Genomic DNA, 15,480 nt, shown 5'->3' with positions numbered 1-15,480 from the left:
CCCCGAGCCGGACGCCCGGGGGCGTCGGCGCGTCTCGAGCCGGCCCGATCGGGTCAGAGCCGCCGCTCGAACCATCCGGCCCGCTCGACGGGCCGGAAGCCGAGCAGCTCGTTGACCCGGATCATCGGCGCGTTGACCTCGGCGTTCCAGGTCAGCACGTGCCGCACGCCCGGGCGGTGCTCCTGCAGCAGCCGCAGGGCCGCGACCTTCACCGCGAGGCCGAGCCGATGGCCCCGGTGATCGGCGCGGACGAGCGTGCCGTCCTGGTACGCACGATCGGGCTCGTGGTCGGTGGCCACGACCTCGGTGTAGGCGACGAGGTCGCCGTCGGGCGCCAGCGCGAGCGCGCGGAACGGCGTGCGGCCCAGGCGCACGAGCATGGCCTCGGCGGAGTCGAGCTCCTCCGGGCCCAGGGTCTCGGGCTCGACCTCGATCGAGCCGGTCGGCGCCTCCGCCTCGATCGCGCCCGCGAGCACGCCCCAGGCGAGGCGGTGCGGCTCGGGCACCGCGCCGGCGAAGGCGACGACGCGATAGCCGGCGTGGTGGCGCGCCGCGTCCGCCGCGAGAGCGTCGAGGTGCGCCTCGCCGACCGGGAGCGACAGCGACCGGACGATCTCCACCACGCCCAGCGAGAAGCCGTGGCGCTGCAGGAACGCGGCGTCGGCCGTGCCGGCGCCGTCCGCGGGCGCGTCGATCGGCCAGTGGCCGTCGGCCGTGAGCCGCGGACGTCCGAGCTCGCGGACGCGGGCCACGGCGTGGTCCAGGAGCCGCGAGCCGTGGCCGCGCCGGCGGTGGGCGGGGTCGACGCCGACGGCCACTGCGGCGCGGTCGAGGTTGTCGAGGGTGCGCCACTCCAGCAGGCTCGCGGCGAGGATCGTCGGGCCGTCGCGCAGCATCCACGGCTCCAGGACGCTGCCGCGCACCGGGTCGCGCAGGCGCTCGAGCATCTCGGGCGTCGTCCAGGGGGTGGCCGTGGCCTCGCGGCCGTGCCGCTCGGCGCGCTGGACGACGTCGTTCCAGGCCGCGACGGCGGCGACGTCGGTCGGCGTCACCGGCTCGATCACCGGCCCCGCGGCGCTCACCGGGCCCGCTCCACCCGGGTCTCGTCCCACACCGGCTCGGACGACTCGTAGACCTCGCCGTCGGCGCCGTAGACCAGGTAGCGGTCGAAGCCACGGGCGAACCAGCGGTCGTGGGTGACGGCGACGACCGTGCCCTCGAAGGCCTCCAGCCCCGCCTCCAGCGCCTCGGCCGACTGCACGTCGAGGTTGTCGGTCGGCTCGTCCAGCAGCAGCAGCGTCGCTCCCGACAGCTCGAGCAGCAGGATCTGGAACCGCGCCTGCTGGCCCCCGCTGAGTGAGTCGAAGGTCTGCTCCGCGCTGCCGGCCAGCTCGTAGCGGTCGAGCACGCGGCTGGCCTGCTCGCGCGGAAGGCCGGGGCGGCCTCGCCCGTCCGGGGCCTGCTCGCCGCGGTGCAGGATCTCCAGCAGGGTGCGTCCGATCAGCTCCGGGTGCCGGTGTGACTGGACGAACCAGCCGGGCTGCACCCGCGCGCCGAGCCGCGCCCGGCCCGTGTGGGCGACCGGCTCGACCGGCACGTCCCCGACCGGACGGTTGCCCGGCTCGGGATCGGTGCCGCCCGCCGCGAGGAGCCGCAGGAAGTGCGACTTGCCCGAGCCGTTGGAGCCGAGAACCGCCACCCGCTCGCCGGACCAGACCTCGAGGTCGAAGGGCCGCATCAGGCCGGTGAGCCCGAGCTGCTCGCAGACCACCGCCCGCTTGCCGGTCCGACCGCCGCGCAGCCGCATCGTCACCTGCTGCTCGCGAGGCTGCTCGGTGGGCGGCCCCGCCTCCTCGAACCGCCGCAGGCGGGTCTGCGCCGCGCGGTACTGGCTCGACATGCCGTCGTTGTACTCCGACTTCACCTGGAGTCGGTGCACGAGCGCCTTCAGCTTCTCGTGCTCCTCGTCCCAGCGGCGCCGCAGCTCCTCGAACCGCTCGAACCGGTCGCGGCGCGCCTGGTGGTAGGTCGCGAAGCCGCCTGGGTGCGTCCACACGGTGTTGCCCCGCTCGGGGCCGCCGGCGCCGAGCTCGACGGTGACGACCCGGGTGGCGACTGCGTCGAGCAGCGCGCGGTCGTGACTGACCAGGAGCACGGTCTTCCCGCAGGTGCGCAGGCGCTCCTCGAGCCACACCTTGCCCGGCACGTCGAGGTAGTTGTCGGGCTCGTCGAGCAGCAGCACCTCGTCAGGGCCCCGCAGCAGCACCTCCAGCACGAGCCGCTTCTGCTCGCCGCCCGACAGCGTCGCCACGTCGCGATGCCGCGCGCGGTCGTAGGGGACGCCGAGCGCCGCGACAGTGCAGACGTCCCACAGCACCTCGTGGTCGTAGCCGCCGGCCTCGGCGTACTCGGCCAGGGCCGTCGCGTAGGCCATCTGGGTCGGCTCGTCGTCCCGGTCCATCAGGGCCAGCTCGCAGCGATCGACCTCGGCCGCGGCCCGCCGGACCCGCTCCGGGGCGACCGACAGCAGCAGGTCGGCGACGGTGGGGGCCGAGCCGTCGCTCGCGTGGTGCACGCCCACGAACTGGCCCATCACCCCGAGCCCTCCGGACCGGGTGATCGCGCCTGCGTGCGGGGCCAGATCGCCGGTGACCAGCCGCATCAGAGTGGTCTTGCCCGCGCCGTTCGCCCCGACCAGCGCGACGATCGCGCCGTCGCCCACCCGGAACGAGACGTCCTCGAGCAGCACCCGGCCGTCCGGGAGGTCGAAGCGGACGGCGCTGACGTCGACGTGCCCCACGACGGACCATCCTCACAAACCGCGCCGCCGCGGTCGAACGGATTGCGGCAGGCGCCGATCGACGTGGCCGGGGACGACAGCGGGGGCAGGCCCGCCTGGGCCCGCCCCCGCCTCTCGTGTCGTCGGCCGGGGTCGAGGCGGCCAACGCTCATCACCGTCCGGGGGTGCCTCCCGGACGGGACGTCTCAGTCGACCGGCACCGCCAGTCGCTGTCCGGCGCGGACCACGCCGCCGTCGAACCCGTTGAGCTCCTGCAGGTGGCGCACCATGCCGGTGACGTCGCCGTCGACGGCGTGCTCGGCCGCGATGCTCCACAGGGTCTGCCCCGAGCGCACGACCACGATCTCGGTCTGCTCGGGCTGACCGGCCTGCTGGGTGGCCATCGAGCCGGCGGCCCAGAGCACGCCGGCCGCCAAGGCGACGAGGAGCGACGCCACGAAGACGACCAGCCGGCCGCGGCGGGTCAGACGCAGACCGCCGGAGCGGGTGCCGGCGGCGACCGGCCGTGCCGGAGCGCCGGTGCGGGCGACGTGGACCGTGCGGACGGGCTCGAGGATCAGCGTGCTCATGGGAGCTCCTGGGGAAGTAGGAGGGGCGTCGTTCGGGAGCGGGGCTCGGTGCCCCGGCTCGGGATCTGTCTAGTGGCGACCACCGACATTTCCGCTCCGGGACGATCTCGCTCATGCGTTCGAACACCTCGAACGATAGAGCAGGTGTTCGATCGAACACAAGAGCGGAGCCGCACGGATGTTCGAACGACGCCCGCCGAGACGCGCGACACGCCGGTTCGAACAGATGTTTGGTCCTGTCGGCGCTCTCCCCTACGGTCGGTCCATGCCGACCCGCAAGCCTCCGTCCTCCTCCGCCGACCCGGCCCGCGCACTGAAGGCGGTCGCCGGCGACTCCGTCGCCGAGCTGCCCGACGGTCCGCCGGACGCCTCCGGGCTCACCCAGCGCCAGCTCAAGGTGCTCGCCACGATCAAGGACTCCATCGAGAAGCGGGGCTTCCCGCCGAGCATGCGCGAGATCGGTCAGGCGGTCGGGCTGACCAGCACGTCGAGCGTGGCCCACCAGCTCCGGTCGCTGGAGGAGAAGGGCTTCCTCAAGCGCGACGGCAACCGGCCGCGCGCCCTCGAGGTGTTCCTGCCCGAGGTGCTAGCCGCGCGGCGCACCCTCTCGTCGGCCGACGACTCCGGCATCGACGAGACCGGCATCGGCGACGCCGCACCGGAGGCCGCGCTCGTCCCGGTGGTGGGACGCATCGCCGCGGGCGGCCCGATCCTCGCCGAGGAGCAGGTCTCCGACGTCTTCCCGCTGCCCCGCCAGCTGGTCGGCGAGGGTCAGCTGTTCCTGCTCGAGGTCGTCGGCGACTCGATGATCGACGCCGCGATCTGCAGCGGCGACTTCGTCGTCGTGCGCCAGGAGCAGACCGCGACGAACGGCCAGATGGTCGCCGCGCTCATCGACGGCGAGGCCACGGTCAAGATCCTGCAGCGCGACGCCACGGGCGTGTGGCTCATGCCGCGCAACGCCGCCTACGAGCCGATCGACGGCACGCACGCGCGGATCCTCGGCGTCGTCACCGCGGTGCTCCGCCGGGTCTGAGCGATCCCGGGCCGGTCACCCGCGCCGTGGTGCGCCTCGCTGTGAGGCGCACCACGGCGCGGGTGACCAGTCGGTGAACTTCGGGTGCCGTTCGCCCCCGATCGCGTCACCCCTCTCGCACGGGTGCGTTGATGGAGGCGTGACCTCCTCCAACGTCCCCGCGGTGCGCCGTCGCACCGTCCTCGCCTCCGGGTCGCTGCTCGGCGCGGCCGGCGCGGTCAGCGCCACCGCCGGTCTCGACCCCGCCGCGTCGGCCGCCCCGGCCGCGCACCGCGTCTTCCAGCACGGCGTCGCCTCGGGCGACCCGCTGCCCGGCGCCGTCGTCCTCTGGACCCGGGTGACACCGACCCGCGGCGCGACCCCGGGCAGCGGTGTCGGCCCGCGCACGACGGTCGCGTGGGAGGTGGCCACCGACGCCGGGTTCCGCCGGATCGTCCGCAGCGGCTCGGTGGTCACGACCGCCGCGCGCGACCACACGGTCAAGCTCGACGCGACCGGCCTCAAGCCCGCCACCTGGTACTTCTACCGCTTCAAGGCAGCCGGTCAGACCAGCCGCGTCGGCCGCACGCGCACCGCCCCGGCGCTCGACGCCGAGCTCGAGGGCCTGCGCCTGGGCTTCACCTCGTGCGCCAACTGGCAGGCCGGCTACTTCAGCGCGTACCGGGGCCTGGCGAAGCGTGACGACCTGCAGCTGATCGTCCACCTCGGCGACTACTTCTACGAGTACGGCCCTGGCCAGTACGGCAACGGCAGGAACGACGTCGACATCCGCCCGCACGTGCCCGACCACGAGGTGCTCTCGCTCGCGGACTACCGCCAACGGCACGCCCAGTACAAGACCGACCCCGACCTCCAGGCGCTGCACGCGAAGTACCCCTGGATCATCACGTGGGACGACCACGAGGTCGCCAACGACCAGTGGTCCGGAGGCGCGGAGAACCACCAGCCGGCCACCGAGGGCGACTGGGGTCGACGCCGGGCCCGAGCCCACCGGGCCTACGACGAGTGGATGCCCGTGCGGATGAACGGCACCGCGCGTCTCGGCGACGGCGACCGCCTCTACCGGCGCTTCCGCTTCGGCCAGCTCGCGGAGATCAGCATGCTCGACCTGCGCTCCTACCGGTCCGAGCAGGTCAGCTCGCCGGGCCCCGACACCGGCAAGGTCGACGACCCCAGCCGCACCATCACCGGCGCCGAGCAGATGGCCTGGCTGAGGGAGTCGCTGGCCAGCACCGAGGTGCAGTGGAAGATCATCGGCAACCCGGTGATGATCGCGCCGGTCACCTTCGCGGCGCTGCCGCAGGCGGTCTCCACGCAGCTGCACGACGCGCTCGGCGTCGTTCCCACCGACGGCATCCCGTACAACGTCGACCAGTGGGACGGCTACACCGCCGACCGCAAGACGGTCTTCGCCCAGCTCGCCGACGGCCAGACCCGCGACGTCGTCTTCATCACCGGCGACATCCACTCCGGCTGGGCTGCCGACCTGCCCGCCGACACCTCGCTGTACCCCGCCGTGGGCGACTCGCTGGCGGTGGAGTTCGTCGGCGCCTCGGTCACGTCGAACAACCTCAAGGACATCACCGGCACCCCGCCGCGCACCACGAGCGTGGCGGTCGAGACCGCGATCAAGGCGGCGAACCGGCACATCAAGTACCTCGACTTCGACAGCCACGGCTTCTGCGTGCTCGACGTGACGCCCGAGCGCACCCAGTGCGACTGGTACGTCATCGGCGATCGCGCGACGAAGGGCTCGCCGAGCACGTGGTCGGTGTCGTACCAGACGCTCGCCGGCTCGAACGCCGTCAGCGACGCCGCGGGCCCGGTGACCGCCTGATGTGCACCGAGTCGCGGCGCCCCGAGGGCGCCGAGTCCCCGTTCGAGGCGGGCGCCCGCGAGATCCGGGCCGGTCGACGCACCGTCGTGGCGGGCGCCGCCGCGGCGGCCGCCGGCCTGGTGTTCAGCACCGACGCCGTCGCCGGCGCAGCCACGAGCGGTGGCCGCGCGGTCGCGAAGCCGTCGACCAGGACCCGCGTCTACGTCCTGGTGATCGACGGCTGCCGTCCGGCGGAGATCTCGCCGCTCCTCACGCCCAACCTGCACGCGCTCAAGTCCGGCGGGCTCAACCTGCCCCGGGCCCGCTCCCTGCCGATCATGGAGACGATCCCCAACCACGTCATGATGATGAGCGGCGTGCGGCCCGACCGCACGGGCGTGCCGGCCAACAGCGTCTACGACCGGGCCGAGAAGGTCGTCCGCGACCTCGACCGGCCCACCGACCTCAAGGCCGTCACGGTCATCGAGCGGCTGCGCAAGGCCGGCTTCCGCACCGGCACCGTGCTGTCGAAGGACTACCTCTACGGCATCTTCGGCACCCGCGCCGGCCAGCGCTGGGAGCCGGCCCCGCTGCTCCCGATCACCAACCACGCACCGGACCTGTTCACCATGCAGGCGGCGCTGGCGATGCTGCAGGACTACGACCCGCACCTGATGTTCGTGAACCTCGGCGACATCGACCGGTTCGGGCACGCCGACCTCACCGGCACCACGCTGCAGGTCGCGCGCCGACTCGCGCTGGCCGACACCGACGTGCAGGTCGGACGCTTCGTGCAGGCCGTCAAGGACGCCGGGCACTGGGACGACGCGGTCGTCTGCGTGCTCGCCGACCACTCCATGGACTGGTCGCTGCCGAACCGCTTCGTCAGCCTCTCGCCGGTCTTCGCCGCCGACCCGCTGCTGGCCGGCAACGTCGTCATCGCCGACAACGGTGGCGCCGACCTCTGCTACTGGACGGGGCCCGCGGCCCAGCGCGACGCCGCGGTGCAGCGGATGATCGCCCTGGCGACGCCGGTCGACGGCGTGCTGGCCGCGTACGACCGCCGCGACCTCTCGCTGCGCCTGGGCGCGAACGCCGGCGAGGTGGTCGTCTACTGCCACGCCGGCTGGCGGTTCTCCGACCCCAGCAGCACCAGCAACCCGATCCCCGGCAACCACGGGCACCCGGCCACCGCGCCGATCCCGTTCTTCCTCGGCGGGGGCCACCGGCGGGTGCCGAAGGGCCGCGCCTCGGTGCGTCAGGCGTTCACCTTCGACGTCGCCGCGATCGTGGCCGACGCGTTCGGGATGTCGACGATCCAGTACGAGGGCCGCTCGCACCTGGCCTGAGCCCGACCCGGCAGCACCCGCGCCCGCCCCGGACCGACCCCGTCGGTCCGGGGCGGCGTGCGTCGGGACGCCTCAGCGGGCCGGAGCCGCCGCCAGCCGGGCGAGGGCCTGCCGCACGAGCCGCGGATCGGTGGTGGTCCACATCGGCGGCAGGCTGGCGCGCAGGAAGCCGCCGTAGCGCGCCGTGGCCAGGCGCGGGTCGAGGATCGCCACGACGCCGCGGTCGCCGGACGAGCGGATCAGCCGGCCCGCGCCCTGGGCGAGCAGCAGCGCCGCGTGGGTGGCCGCAACCTGCATGAACCCGTTGCCCCCGGCCTCGTCGGCCGCCTTCTGGCGCGCGCTCATGAGGGGGTCGTCGGGCCGCGGGAACGGGATGCGGTCGATGAGCACCAGCTGGCAGGTGTCGCCCGGCACGTCGAGCCCCTGCCACAGCGAGAGCGTGCCGAACAGACAGGTGTGGGGGTCCTCGACGAACTGGCGCGCCAGCTCGGGCAGCTGGGCGTCGCCCTGGACGAGCGTGGTCAGGTGCGGGAGGCGCGCCCGCACGACCTCGGCGGCCGCCTCGGCGGCGCGGCGCGAGGAGAAGAGCCCCAGCGTGCGGCCCTCGGCGGCGTCGATCAGCCCGACGATCTCGTCGAGGGTGGTCTGGCCGAGCCCGTCACGGCCCGGCTGCGGCAGGTGCCGGGCGACGTAGAGGATGGCCTGCTGGCCGTAGTCGAACGGGCTGCCGACGTCGAGGCCGCGCCACGGCTGGGCGTCGTCGGACGCGGCCGCGCCGGCGGCGCTGCCGGACGACCCCAGCTGCTCGCCCGGCTTGAGCCCCAGGCTGCCGGCGACGGCGCCGAAGTCGCCGCCGAGCATGAGGGTGGCCGAGGTGAGCACGACGGTCTTGTCGGCGAGGAGGCGGTCGCGCATCGGCCCCCACACCTGCAGCGGAGCGACGCAGAGCCGCGGCGGGATCCGCTCGCCGCCCTCCGCCACCCACAGCACGTCGTGCTGGCCGTTCGCGGCCATCCGCTCGGCGATCTGGAAGACCTCCTGCACGCCCCCGCGGGCCTGCTGGCGACCGGCGTCCGCGTCGTCGCCCGAGGCCTCCTTGGGGAACGCCGAGACGCAGGAGCGGGCGGCGTCGCGGACCAGCTGCAGGGCGTCGCCGAGATCGGCGGAGAGCCGCTCGATCCGGCCGGCGGTCGCGGCGCCGAGCGCGTCGCGCAGCGCGGTGGCCGCGTCGGCGAGGTCGTCGGCCTCGCTGCCGTCGACGTGCCGCTGCGCGCGGCGGGCGGCCCGCTCGACGTCGCCCGCGCCGAGCTCGTCGGTGGCGGCCTGGGTGACCCGGGCGACCAGCTCGTGCGCCTCGTCGACCACCACGGCGTCGTAGTCGGGGATCATCGGGACGCCCTCGATGGCGTCGATCGCGAGCAGCGAGTGGTTGGTGATCACCAGGTGGCTGCGGTGGGCCTTCTCGCGGGCCTGCTCGGCGAAGCACTCCTGGCCGAACTGGCAGCGGGTGGCGCCCAGGCAGTCGCGGTGGCCCACGCTGACCTGGCGCCACTCCCGCTCGGTGTGGCGCGGCGCGGCGTCGCGCTCGCCGGTGCCGCCCCGCTCGGCCTCCTCCTCGGCCCACGACCGCAGCTCGAGGACCTTCTCGGCCATCGAGCCCTGGGGCACGTCGACGAGCACGCCCTGGTCGTCGGGGACGCCCTCGCGGATGCGGTGCAGGCAGGCGTAGTTGGACCGACCCTTCAGCACGGCGTAGGACGTGTCGACGCCGGCGGTGCCCTTCAGCGCGGCGACCAGCCGCGGCACGTCGCGCTCGACGAGCTGGTGCTGCAGCGCGAGGGTGGCGGTGGCCACGACGACCCGCTGCCGATGCAGCAGCGCGGGCACCAGGTAGGCCAGCGACTTGCCGGTGCCGGTGCCGGCCTGGACGAGCAGGTGGGTGGCGTCCTCGAGCGCCGTCGCGACGGCCTCGGCCATCGCGACCTGCCCCGGTCGCTCGCTGCCGCCGAGCCCGCGCACGGCCGTCGCGAGCACGGAGCGCACCCGCGCGAGGTCGGCGTCGGCGGGGGCGTCGGGGGAGGTCGTCATGGCCGCCTCAGCCTAGGCGAGGCCGCCGACGTCGATGCGCCCGCGCCCACAGGCGACGAGCGCCCGCGACGCCTCAGGCGGCGCTCTTGCGGTGCCCCACCAGGACGACGCCCTCGACGACCTTGACGTCGTAGGCGGGCACCGAGACGGTGCCGTCCTCGAGGCAGCGCCCGGACCGCAGGTCGAAGGCGTGACGGTGGGCCGGCGAGGCCACGAACGGCACCTCGCCGCGCCAGCCGACGATGCCGCGGGCGATCACCGACGCCTTGGCGAAGGGGTCGTGGTTGCCCAGCGCGTAGACGTGCTCGTCGTCGAGCCGGAAGATCGCCACGGCCTGGCCGTGGACGAGCGCGGTCGCGCCGCGCTGCACCTCGAGCTGCTCGAGCTGGCAGACCGGCTGCCACTCCTCGGCAGCCCGCGATCGCGGGCTCATCGCTCGCTCCCCTCCGGCCGTCCGTGCACGCTCGGGACGCTAGGCGAGCGAACCGACCTCCTCTGTTTCGCCGTGTAACACCTGGGAAAACCCTTCCCGGGCGCCCCGGTAGGTTGCGCCCGTGCAGCAGCAGGCGGACGCGCGGGTGGCGGTGGTCGTGCTCGGCGCGGGCAGCGGCACGCGGGTGGGCGCGACGGTCGACGGCGTCCCGCTCAACAAGGTGCTCCTCCCGCTGGCGGACGTGCCCGTGCTCGCGCGATCGCTGCGCACCGCGTGCGCTGTGGCGGACCGCGTCGTCCTGGTCGTGCGGGAGGGCGAGGCCGGCGCCGTGGCGGCCGCCGTCGAGCCGCACCTCCCGGAGGACGCCGAGGTCGAGGTGGTCGTGGGCGGCGCCAGCCGGCACGCCTCGGAGCGGGCGGCCCTGGCGCACCTGGCCCCGGACGTCGACGCGGGTCGGATCGCGCTGGTCGCCGTCCACGACGGCGCCCGCCCGCTGGCCTCCGAGGCGCTCTACGCCGCGGTGCTGGCCGCCGCGCAGGAGCACGGCGGAGCGGTGCCGGTGACGCCCGTCGACGCGGTGGTCGACCGCGACCTGACGCCCGTCGTCGGCCCGGTCGCGGGCATGCAGACCCCGCAGGCCTTCGCCGCCGCTCCCCTGCTGGCGGCCTACCGGGCGGCCGACGCCGCCGGCTTCGAGGGCACCGACACCGCCACGTGCGTCGACCGCTTCGCCGACGGGGTGCGGATCGTCGCGGTGCCGAGCACGCCGCTGAACCTCAAGGTCACCTACCCCGAGGACGTCGCGCTGGCCGAGCGCCTGCTCGACTGATCCGCGACCGGCCCGGCGGCCGACTCGGCGTCAGCGCGGGTCGAGCGCCTCCAGCAGCCGCAGGTCGTCCTCGCCGTGCACGCGGCGGCCCTGGGGCGGAGCCCACGCCAGGCGCACGGGCAGGCCGAGGTCGCGGATCGTGCGGGCGAGCGTCGCGAGGTCGGCGGCGCCGTCGAGCGCGACCCCGCGCTCCGCCAGGGCCGCGACGACCGGAGCCGGCAGGGCGAGCGGGGAGGCGACGGCGAGCAGCGCGTCGCGGTCGAGGGTCTCCCCGAGCGTCACCACCCCGGCGGCGTCGGCGTCGAGCTGCTTGACGGTGTCGGAGACGGGGCGCACGCCGAGCACGGCGACGCCCTGCGCCTGGGCCTCCCGCAGGCAGGCCGCGAGGAACGGCGGCGGGGTCAACGGGCAGAGCGCGTCGTGGAGGACCACCGGCTCGTCGAGGTCCGCGAGGACCTCCGCCCCGAGGCCGAGGTCGACCAGGTCGACGCCGGCCTCGCCGAGCGCCCAGGCGGCGCAGGCGACGAGCGGCTCGCCGTGGACGAGCGCGAAGACCAGGGGGCCGCGGCCGGCGTCCAGGACGACGCCCCGCGCGGGCGGCTGCTCCTCGGCGTCGAGGTCGGGCTCGGCGAGGTCGACGACGTCCATGCCTCCGACCCTAGGGCCCGCACCCGGACACGACGACGGCCCCCGGGTGGATCACCCGGGGGCCGTCGTGAGGAGGCAGGTGGATCGTGGGATCCGGTGAGCCGAGGCTCAGGAGGCGAGCACCTCGTCGAGGATGGCCTCGGCCTTGTCCTCGTTGGTGTGCTCGGCGAGCGCGAGCTCGGAGACCAGGATCTGGCGGGCCTTCGCGAGCATCCGCTTCTCGCCGGCCGACAGGCCGCGGTCGCGCTCGCGGCGCCACAGGTCGCGGACGACCTCGGCCACCTTCATGACGTCGCCGGAGTGCAGCTTCTCCAGGTTGGCCTTGTAGCGGCGCGACCAGTTGGTGGGCTCCTCGACGTGCGCGGCGCGCAGGATGTCGAAGACGCGGTCGAGACCCTCCCGGTCGACGACGTCTCGGACCCCGACGAGGTCCAGGTTGCAGGCGGGCACGCGGACCACGAGGTCCTGCTGGGCGACGATCCTCAGCACCAGGTACTGGCGGTCCTCGCCCTTGATGGTGCGGGTCTCGATGTCCTCGATGACGGCAGCCCCGTGATTCGGGTAGACGACCGTTTCGCCGACGGTGAAAGTCATATGTCAGGTTCCCCTTCCTAGATCTCCATCTTAACACGGCCTAAGAAGTGGTTCCAGCATGTTTTCGCAGGTCAGAGGCCTGATGCCGAGCCAACTCAGGGTTGACAGGCGGCCATGGGCTGTGGTGGGCGCACACGCGTTCCCCGTTTCCGCCGGTCTCAAACCCGTCGGAAGTGACATGTTTCGACGCGGCCTCGGGGCCTCGTCGCAGGGCGTCGTCCTCACCTGCCGCCCGCCCTGGTCGATACTGACGCCATGCGTCCTCGGGCCACCCCGCACGACCCCGCCACCCTCGAGTCCTCGCACGAGCCGACCGCGCCGGAGGAGCCGAGCCGGCCCGGCGAGCCGGCCGCGGCGGGCCGCGCACCCGGCTGGCGCGGCTGGACCCCCGTGCTGCTCGTCCGCGCGGCGCACCCGCGCCAGGGCGTCGTGACGGCGGCCGTCCTCGCCCTCGCGGCGGCGCTGGCCGGACGCCCGGGGCGCGAGGTCGGGCTCGTCCTGGTCACCGTCCTCGTCGGCCAGACCGTGCTCGGCTGGCACAACGACCTAGTCGACCGCCGCCGCGACGCCCGGCACGCCGCCGGCCGCAAGGCGACGACCCTCGGCCTGGACGCCGGCACCCTCGGCTACGCGCTCGCCCTGGCCGTCCTGGTGCTCGTGCCGCTGTCGATCGCGCACGGCGTGCGCGCGGGCCTGGCCTACCTGGCCTCGGTGGCCGTGGCCGGGCTCGGGAACCACGTGCTGCGCCGCGGGCTGCTCAGCTGGGTGCCGTGGGCGGTCGCCTTCGGGCTCTACCCGGCGTTCCTCTCCCTCGGCGGGTGGGGCGGGGCCACGACGGGGGTGCCGCCGGACGCCGTCATGGTCGTCGTGGCGGCCCTCCTGGGCGTCGGGGTGCACCTGCTGACCGGCCTGTGGGGCCTGGTGCCCGATCACGAGGAGGGCTGGCGGCACCTGCCGCTGCGCGTCGGGCTGCGAATCGGCGCCGGGCGGCTGCTCACCCTCGCGACCGCCTGGGTGGTGCTCGGCCTCGTCGGCCTGGCCGTCGTCGGCTCGACCCGGGGGCTCAGCGGCTGAGCCGGTGCGTCGGGGAGGTCGGCCCGGCGATACTCTTGGCCTCGCCTCGCCCGACGACACCGAAGGTCATGCCCATGCAGCCCCACCGCCGGCCCGTCCGTCGCACCGCCGTCCTGGCGGTCGCCGCGCTCGCGTTCGCCGCCCCGACCCTCTCGTCGTGCGGCTTCCGGTACGCCACCGACCGCGTCTACACCCCCGCCGCCGGCCTCAACGACCGCTCCGGCGAGGTCGACATCCTCGGCGCGGTCGTCGTCGCCTCCCGCGCGGGCGAGGGCACGCTCGTGGCCAGCCTCTCCAACGGCTCGGCCACCGATGCGATCTCGCTGCAGTCGGTCACGCCGGCCAGCGACGCCAAGGTGCAGGTCGCGACCTTCCCGGCCATCGACGTCGCCCCCCGGCGCGACGTCGACCTCGCCACCAAGCGCATCGCCGTCACCGGCGACTTCGGCGCCGGCGACGTCCTGACCCTCACCTTCGCCTTCAGCAACGGCCAGTCGGTCACCACCGGCGTCACCACGGTCACCAACTGCGACGAGTTCGCGGGCTTCGACACCGCCTTCGCCGACGCCCCCAAGGGCGGCGCCACGACCGGGTCCCCGTCCTCCAGCGCCGAGGCGACGCCGAGCGCCTCGCCGTCGGCCTCCGCCGCGGCCGAGGGCGAGCCCTACAGCTGCGACTTCGCGACGCCGAACCAGATGCCGGGCGCCTCCATCGGCTCCGACGGCGGCGAGCCCGAGGGCTCGAGCATCGACTCCAGCCCGACCCCCGCCGAGTGAGCGGAGACGCCCCCGTGAGCCACACCCTCGTCCTCCTCCGCCACGGCGAGAGCGAGTGGAACGCCAAGAACCTCTTCACCGGCTGGGTCGACGTCGCGCTCACCGAGAAGGGCCGCGGCGAGGCCGTGCGCGGCGGCGAGCTGCTGCGCGAGGCGGGCGTCCTCCCCGACGTCGTGCACACCTCGCTGCAGCGTCGCGCGATCAACACCGCGGCACTCGCGCTCGACGCCGCCGACCGCCACTGGATCCCGGTGCGTCGCTCGTGGCGGCTGAACGAGCGCCACTACGGCGCCCTGCAGGGCAAGGACAAGAAGCAGACGCTCGAGGAGTTCGGCGAGGAGCAGTTCATGCTCTGGCGACGCAGCTTCGACGTCCCGCCGCCGCCGCTGGCCGACGACGACGAGTTCTCGCAGGTCGGGGATCCGCGCTACGCCGACCTCGGCGCCGAGCTGCCGCGCACCGAGTGCCTCAAGGACGTCATCGCCCGCCTCGTCCCCTACTGGGACGCCGCGATCGTGCCCGACCTGCGGGCGGGGCACACGGTGCTGATCGCCGCGCACGGCAACAGCCTGCGCGCCATCGTCAAGCACCTCGACGGCATCTCCGACGACGACATCGCGGGCCTCAACATCCCCACGGGCATGCCGCTGGTCTACCGGCTCGACGACGAGCTGCAGCCGACGGTCGCGGGCGGCGAGTACCTCGACCCCGAGGCCGCCGCGGCCGCTGCTGCGGCCGTCGCCAACCAGGGACGCTGAGGGCTCACTCGGCCCCTGCGGCCCGGGGGTTCTCGCCGGTGACGGCGAAGACGACCCGGTTCGCCACCGAGACGGCGTGGTCGGCGATGCGCTCGTAGTAGCGGCCGAGGAGTGCGACGTCGATGGCGGCCTCGACGCCGTGCTGCCACTCGTCCGAGAGCAGCTGGGCGAAGCTGGTGCGACGCAGCTGGTCCATCATCTCGTCGTCGCGGCCGAGCTCGATGGCGGCGCCGACGTCGCGGGCCAGGATGATCGCGCTCACCCGGCGCACCATGTCCTCGGCGATCGCGGCCATGCGCTCGAGCGTCGGGCGGATGTCGTCGGGCACCGCGAGCTCGGGCACCCGCAGCCGGGCGATCTTGGCGACGTGCACCGAGAGGTCGCCCATCCGCTCGAGCTCGGTGACCATGCGCAGCGCCGCGACGACGACCCGCAGGTCGCCGGCCACCGGCGCCTGGAGGGAGAGCAGCGCGAAGGCGTTGTCCTCCACCCGCTCGCGCGCCCGGTCGATCGCGACGTCGTCGCTGATGACCTGCTCGGCGATCGCGGCGTCGCCGGTGAGCAGCGACCGCGTCGCCTCCCGGACGGCGGTCTCGACCCGGGCGCAGATGTCGGCCAGGTCGGCGAAGACGGCGTCGAGCTGCTCGTGGAAGACCTCTCGCATGGCGGCAGCCTACGGATGGTAGGAGGCCTGACGACCGACGGGTGTG

At 74.4% G+C, this 15,480-nt stretch carries 15 protein-coding genes; 7 read left to right on the top strand and 8 right to left on the bottom strand.

All coding sequences use genetic code 11. From position 1 onward, the window contains the following. Nucleotides 1-53: 53 nt before the first annotated feature. From K8Z61_RS10920 to K8Z61_RS10910, 3 genes are all read right to left on the bottom strand, one after another. A complete protein-coding gene (locus K8Z61_RS10920) occupies nucleotides 54-1,082 on the bottom strand; it encodes a GNAT family N-acetyltransferase (protein ID WP_224129389.1) in 1,029 nt (342 codons plus the stop codon). After that, entirely contained in the window at nucleotides 1,079-2,800 is a 1,722-nt protein-coding gene (locus K8Z61_RS10915; RefSeq protein WP_224129388.1) for an ABC-F family ATP-binding cassette domain-containing protein, read from the bottom strand. The genes K8Z61_RS10920 and K8Z61_RS10915 overlap by 4 nt, the downstream gene beginning before the upstream one ends. Before the next feature lie 185 nt (nucleotides 2,801-2,985). Then, nucleotides 2,986-3,369 (bottom strand): LysM peptidoglycan-binding domain-containing protein, encoded by a 384-nt coding sequence (locus K8Z61_RS10910; protein ID WP_224129387.1) that lies wholly within the window; start codon nucleotides 3,367-3,369, stop codon nucleotides 2,986-2,988. Between the two features lie 265 nt (nucleotides 3,370-3,634). Between K8Z61_RS10910 and lexA the strand changes: the two genes are divergently transcribed. The 3 genes from lexA (at nucleotide 3,635) to K8Z61_RS10895 (ending at nucleotide 7,570) form a co-directional block, all read left to right on the top strand. Further along, nucleotides 3,635-4,405 carry a transcriptional repressor LexA gene (gene lexA / locus K8Z61_RS10905; protein ID WP_224129385.1) on the top strand — a complete coding sequence of 257 codons (771 nt, stop codon included), beginning with the start codon at nucleotides 3,635-3,637 and terminating at the stop codon, nucleotides 4,403-4,405. A gap of 139 nt (nucleotides 4,406-4,544) precedes the next feature. Beyond that, a complete protein-coding gene (locus tag K8Z61_RS10900; RefSeq protein ID WP_224129382.1) occupies nucleotides 4,545-6,242 on the top strand; it encodes an alkaline phosphatase in 1,698 nt (565 codons plus the stop codon). Continuing rightward, nucleotides 6,242-7,570, top strand: coding sequence for an alkaline phosphatase family protein (locus K8Z61_RS10895; protein ID WP_224129380.1), 1,329 nt, complete (start codon nucleotides 6,242-6,244; stop codon nucleotides 7,568-7,570). Before K8Z61_RS10900 ends, K8Z61_RS10895 begins: the two co-directional genes overlap by 1 nt. A gap of 72 nt (nucleotides 7,571-7,642) precedes the next feature. On the opposite strand, the gene K8Z61_RS10890 is transcribed toward K8Z61_RS10895, so the two are convergent. Continuing rightward, nucleotides 7,643-9,658 (bottom strand): ATP-dependent DNA helicase, encoded by a 2,016-nt coding sequence (locus K8Z61_RS10890; RefSeq protein WP_224129378.1) that lies wholly within the window; start codon nucleotides 9,656-9,658, stop codon nucleotides 7,643-7,645. Nucleotides 9,659-9,731: 73 nt separating this feature from the next. Further along, the gene (gene nirD, locus K8Z61_RS10885; RefSeq protein ID WP_224129376.1) at nucleotides 9,732-10,091 is read right to left on the bottom strand and encodes a nitrite reductase small subunit NirD; all 360 of its coding nucleotides are present in this window, start codon (nucleotides 10,089-10,091) and stop codon (nucleotides 9,732-9,734) included. Nucleotides 10,092-10,212: 121 nt separating this feature from the next. Between nirD and K8Z61_RS10880 the strand changes: the two genes are divergently transcribed. After that, nucleotides 10,213-10,920, top strand: coding sequence for a 2-C-methyl-D-erythritol 4-phosphate cytidylyltransferase (locus tag K8Z61_RS10880; RefSeq protein WP_224129373.1), 708 nt, complete (start codon nucleotides 10,213-10,215; stop codon nucleotides 10,918-10,920). A 30-nt stretch (nucleotides 10,921-10,950) separates the two neighbouring features. On the opposite strand, the gene K8Z61_RS10875 is transcribed toward K8Z61_RS10880, so the two are convergent. Both K8Z61_RS10875 and K8Z61_RS10870 read right to left on the bottom strand, forming a co-directional pair. After that, the gene (locus tag K8Z61_RS10875; protein ID WP_224129371.1) at nucleotides 10,951-11,568 is read right to left on the bottom strand and encodes a 2-C-methyl-D-erythritol 4-phosphate cytidylyltransferase; all 618 of its coding nucleotides are present in this window, start codon (nucleotides 11,566-11,568) and stop codon (nucleotides 10,951-10,953) included. Between the two features lie 108 nt (nucleotides 11,569-11,676). After that, nucleotides 11,677-12,162: a CarD family transcriptional regulator gene (locus K8Z61_RS10870; protein ID WP_224129369.1), complete on the bottom strand. Its 486-nt coding sequence runs from the start codon at nucleotides 12,160-12,162 to the stop codon at nucleotides 11,677-11,679. Between the two features lie 255 nt (nucleotides 12,163-12,417). Between K8Z61_RS10870 and K8Z61_RS10865 the strand changes: the two genes are divergently transcribed. The 3 genes from K8Z61_RS10865 (at nucleotide 12,418) to K8Z61_RS10855 (ending at nucleotide 14,770) form a co-directional block, all read left to right on the top strand. Then, complete coding sequence (locus K8Z61_RS10865) at nucleotides 12,418-13,236, top strand: hypothetical protein (RefSeq protein ID WP_224129368.1); 819 nt, start codon at nucleotides 12,418-12,420, stop codon at nucleotides 13,234-13,236. A 68-nt stretch (nucleotides 13,237-13,304) separates the two neighbouring features. Beyond that, the gene (locus K8Z61_RS10860; protein WP_224129366.1) at nucleotides 13,305-14,012 is read left to right on the top strand and encodes a hypothetical protein; all 708 of its coding nucleotides are present in this window, start codon (nucleotides 13,305-13,307) and stop codon (nucleotides 14,010-14,012) included. 14 nt (nucleotides 14,013-14,026) lie between these two features. Further along, nucleotides 14,027-14,770, top strand: coding sequence for a phosphoglyceromutase (locus tag K8Z61_RS10855; protein ID WP_224129363.1), 744 nt, complete (start codon nucleotides 14,027-14,029; stop codon nucleotides 14,768-14,770). 4 nt (nucleotides 14,771-14,774) lie between these two features. Here K8Z61_RS10855 and phoU read toward each other — a convergent pair whose 3' ends face one another. Continuing rightward, entirely contained in the window at nucleotides 14,775-15,434 is a 660-nt protein-coding gene (gene phoU / locus K8Z61_RS10850; RefSeq protein ID WP_224129361.1) for a phosphate signaling complex protein PhoU, read from the bottom strand. Nucleotides 15,435-15,480: the final 46 nt, after the last annotated feature.

This window comes from Nocardioides sp. TRM66260-LWL (assembly GCF_020075545.1).
In the GTDB taxonomy this organism is placed as follows: Bacteria; Actinomycetota; Actinomycetes; order Propionibacteriales; family Nocardioidaceae; genus Nocardioides.
The sequence above is the reverse complement of the archived record's forward strand: the minus strand, read 5'-3'. Positions and strand labels throughout refer to the sequence as shown.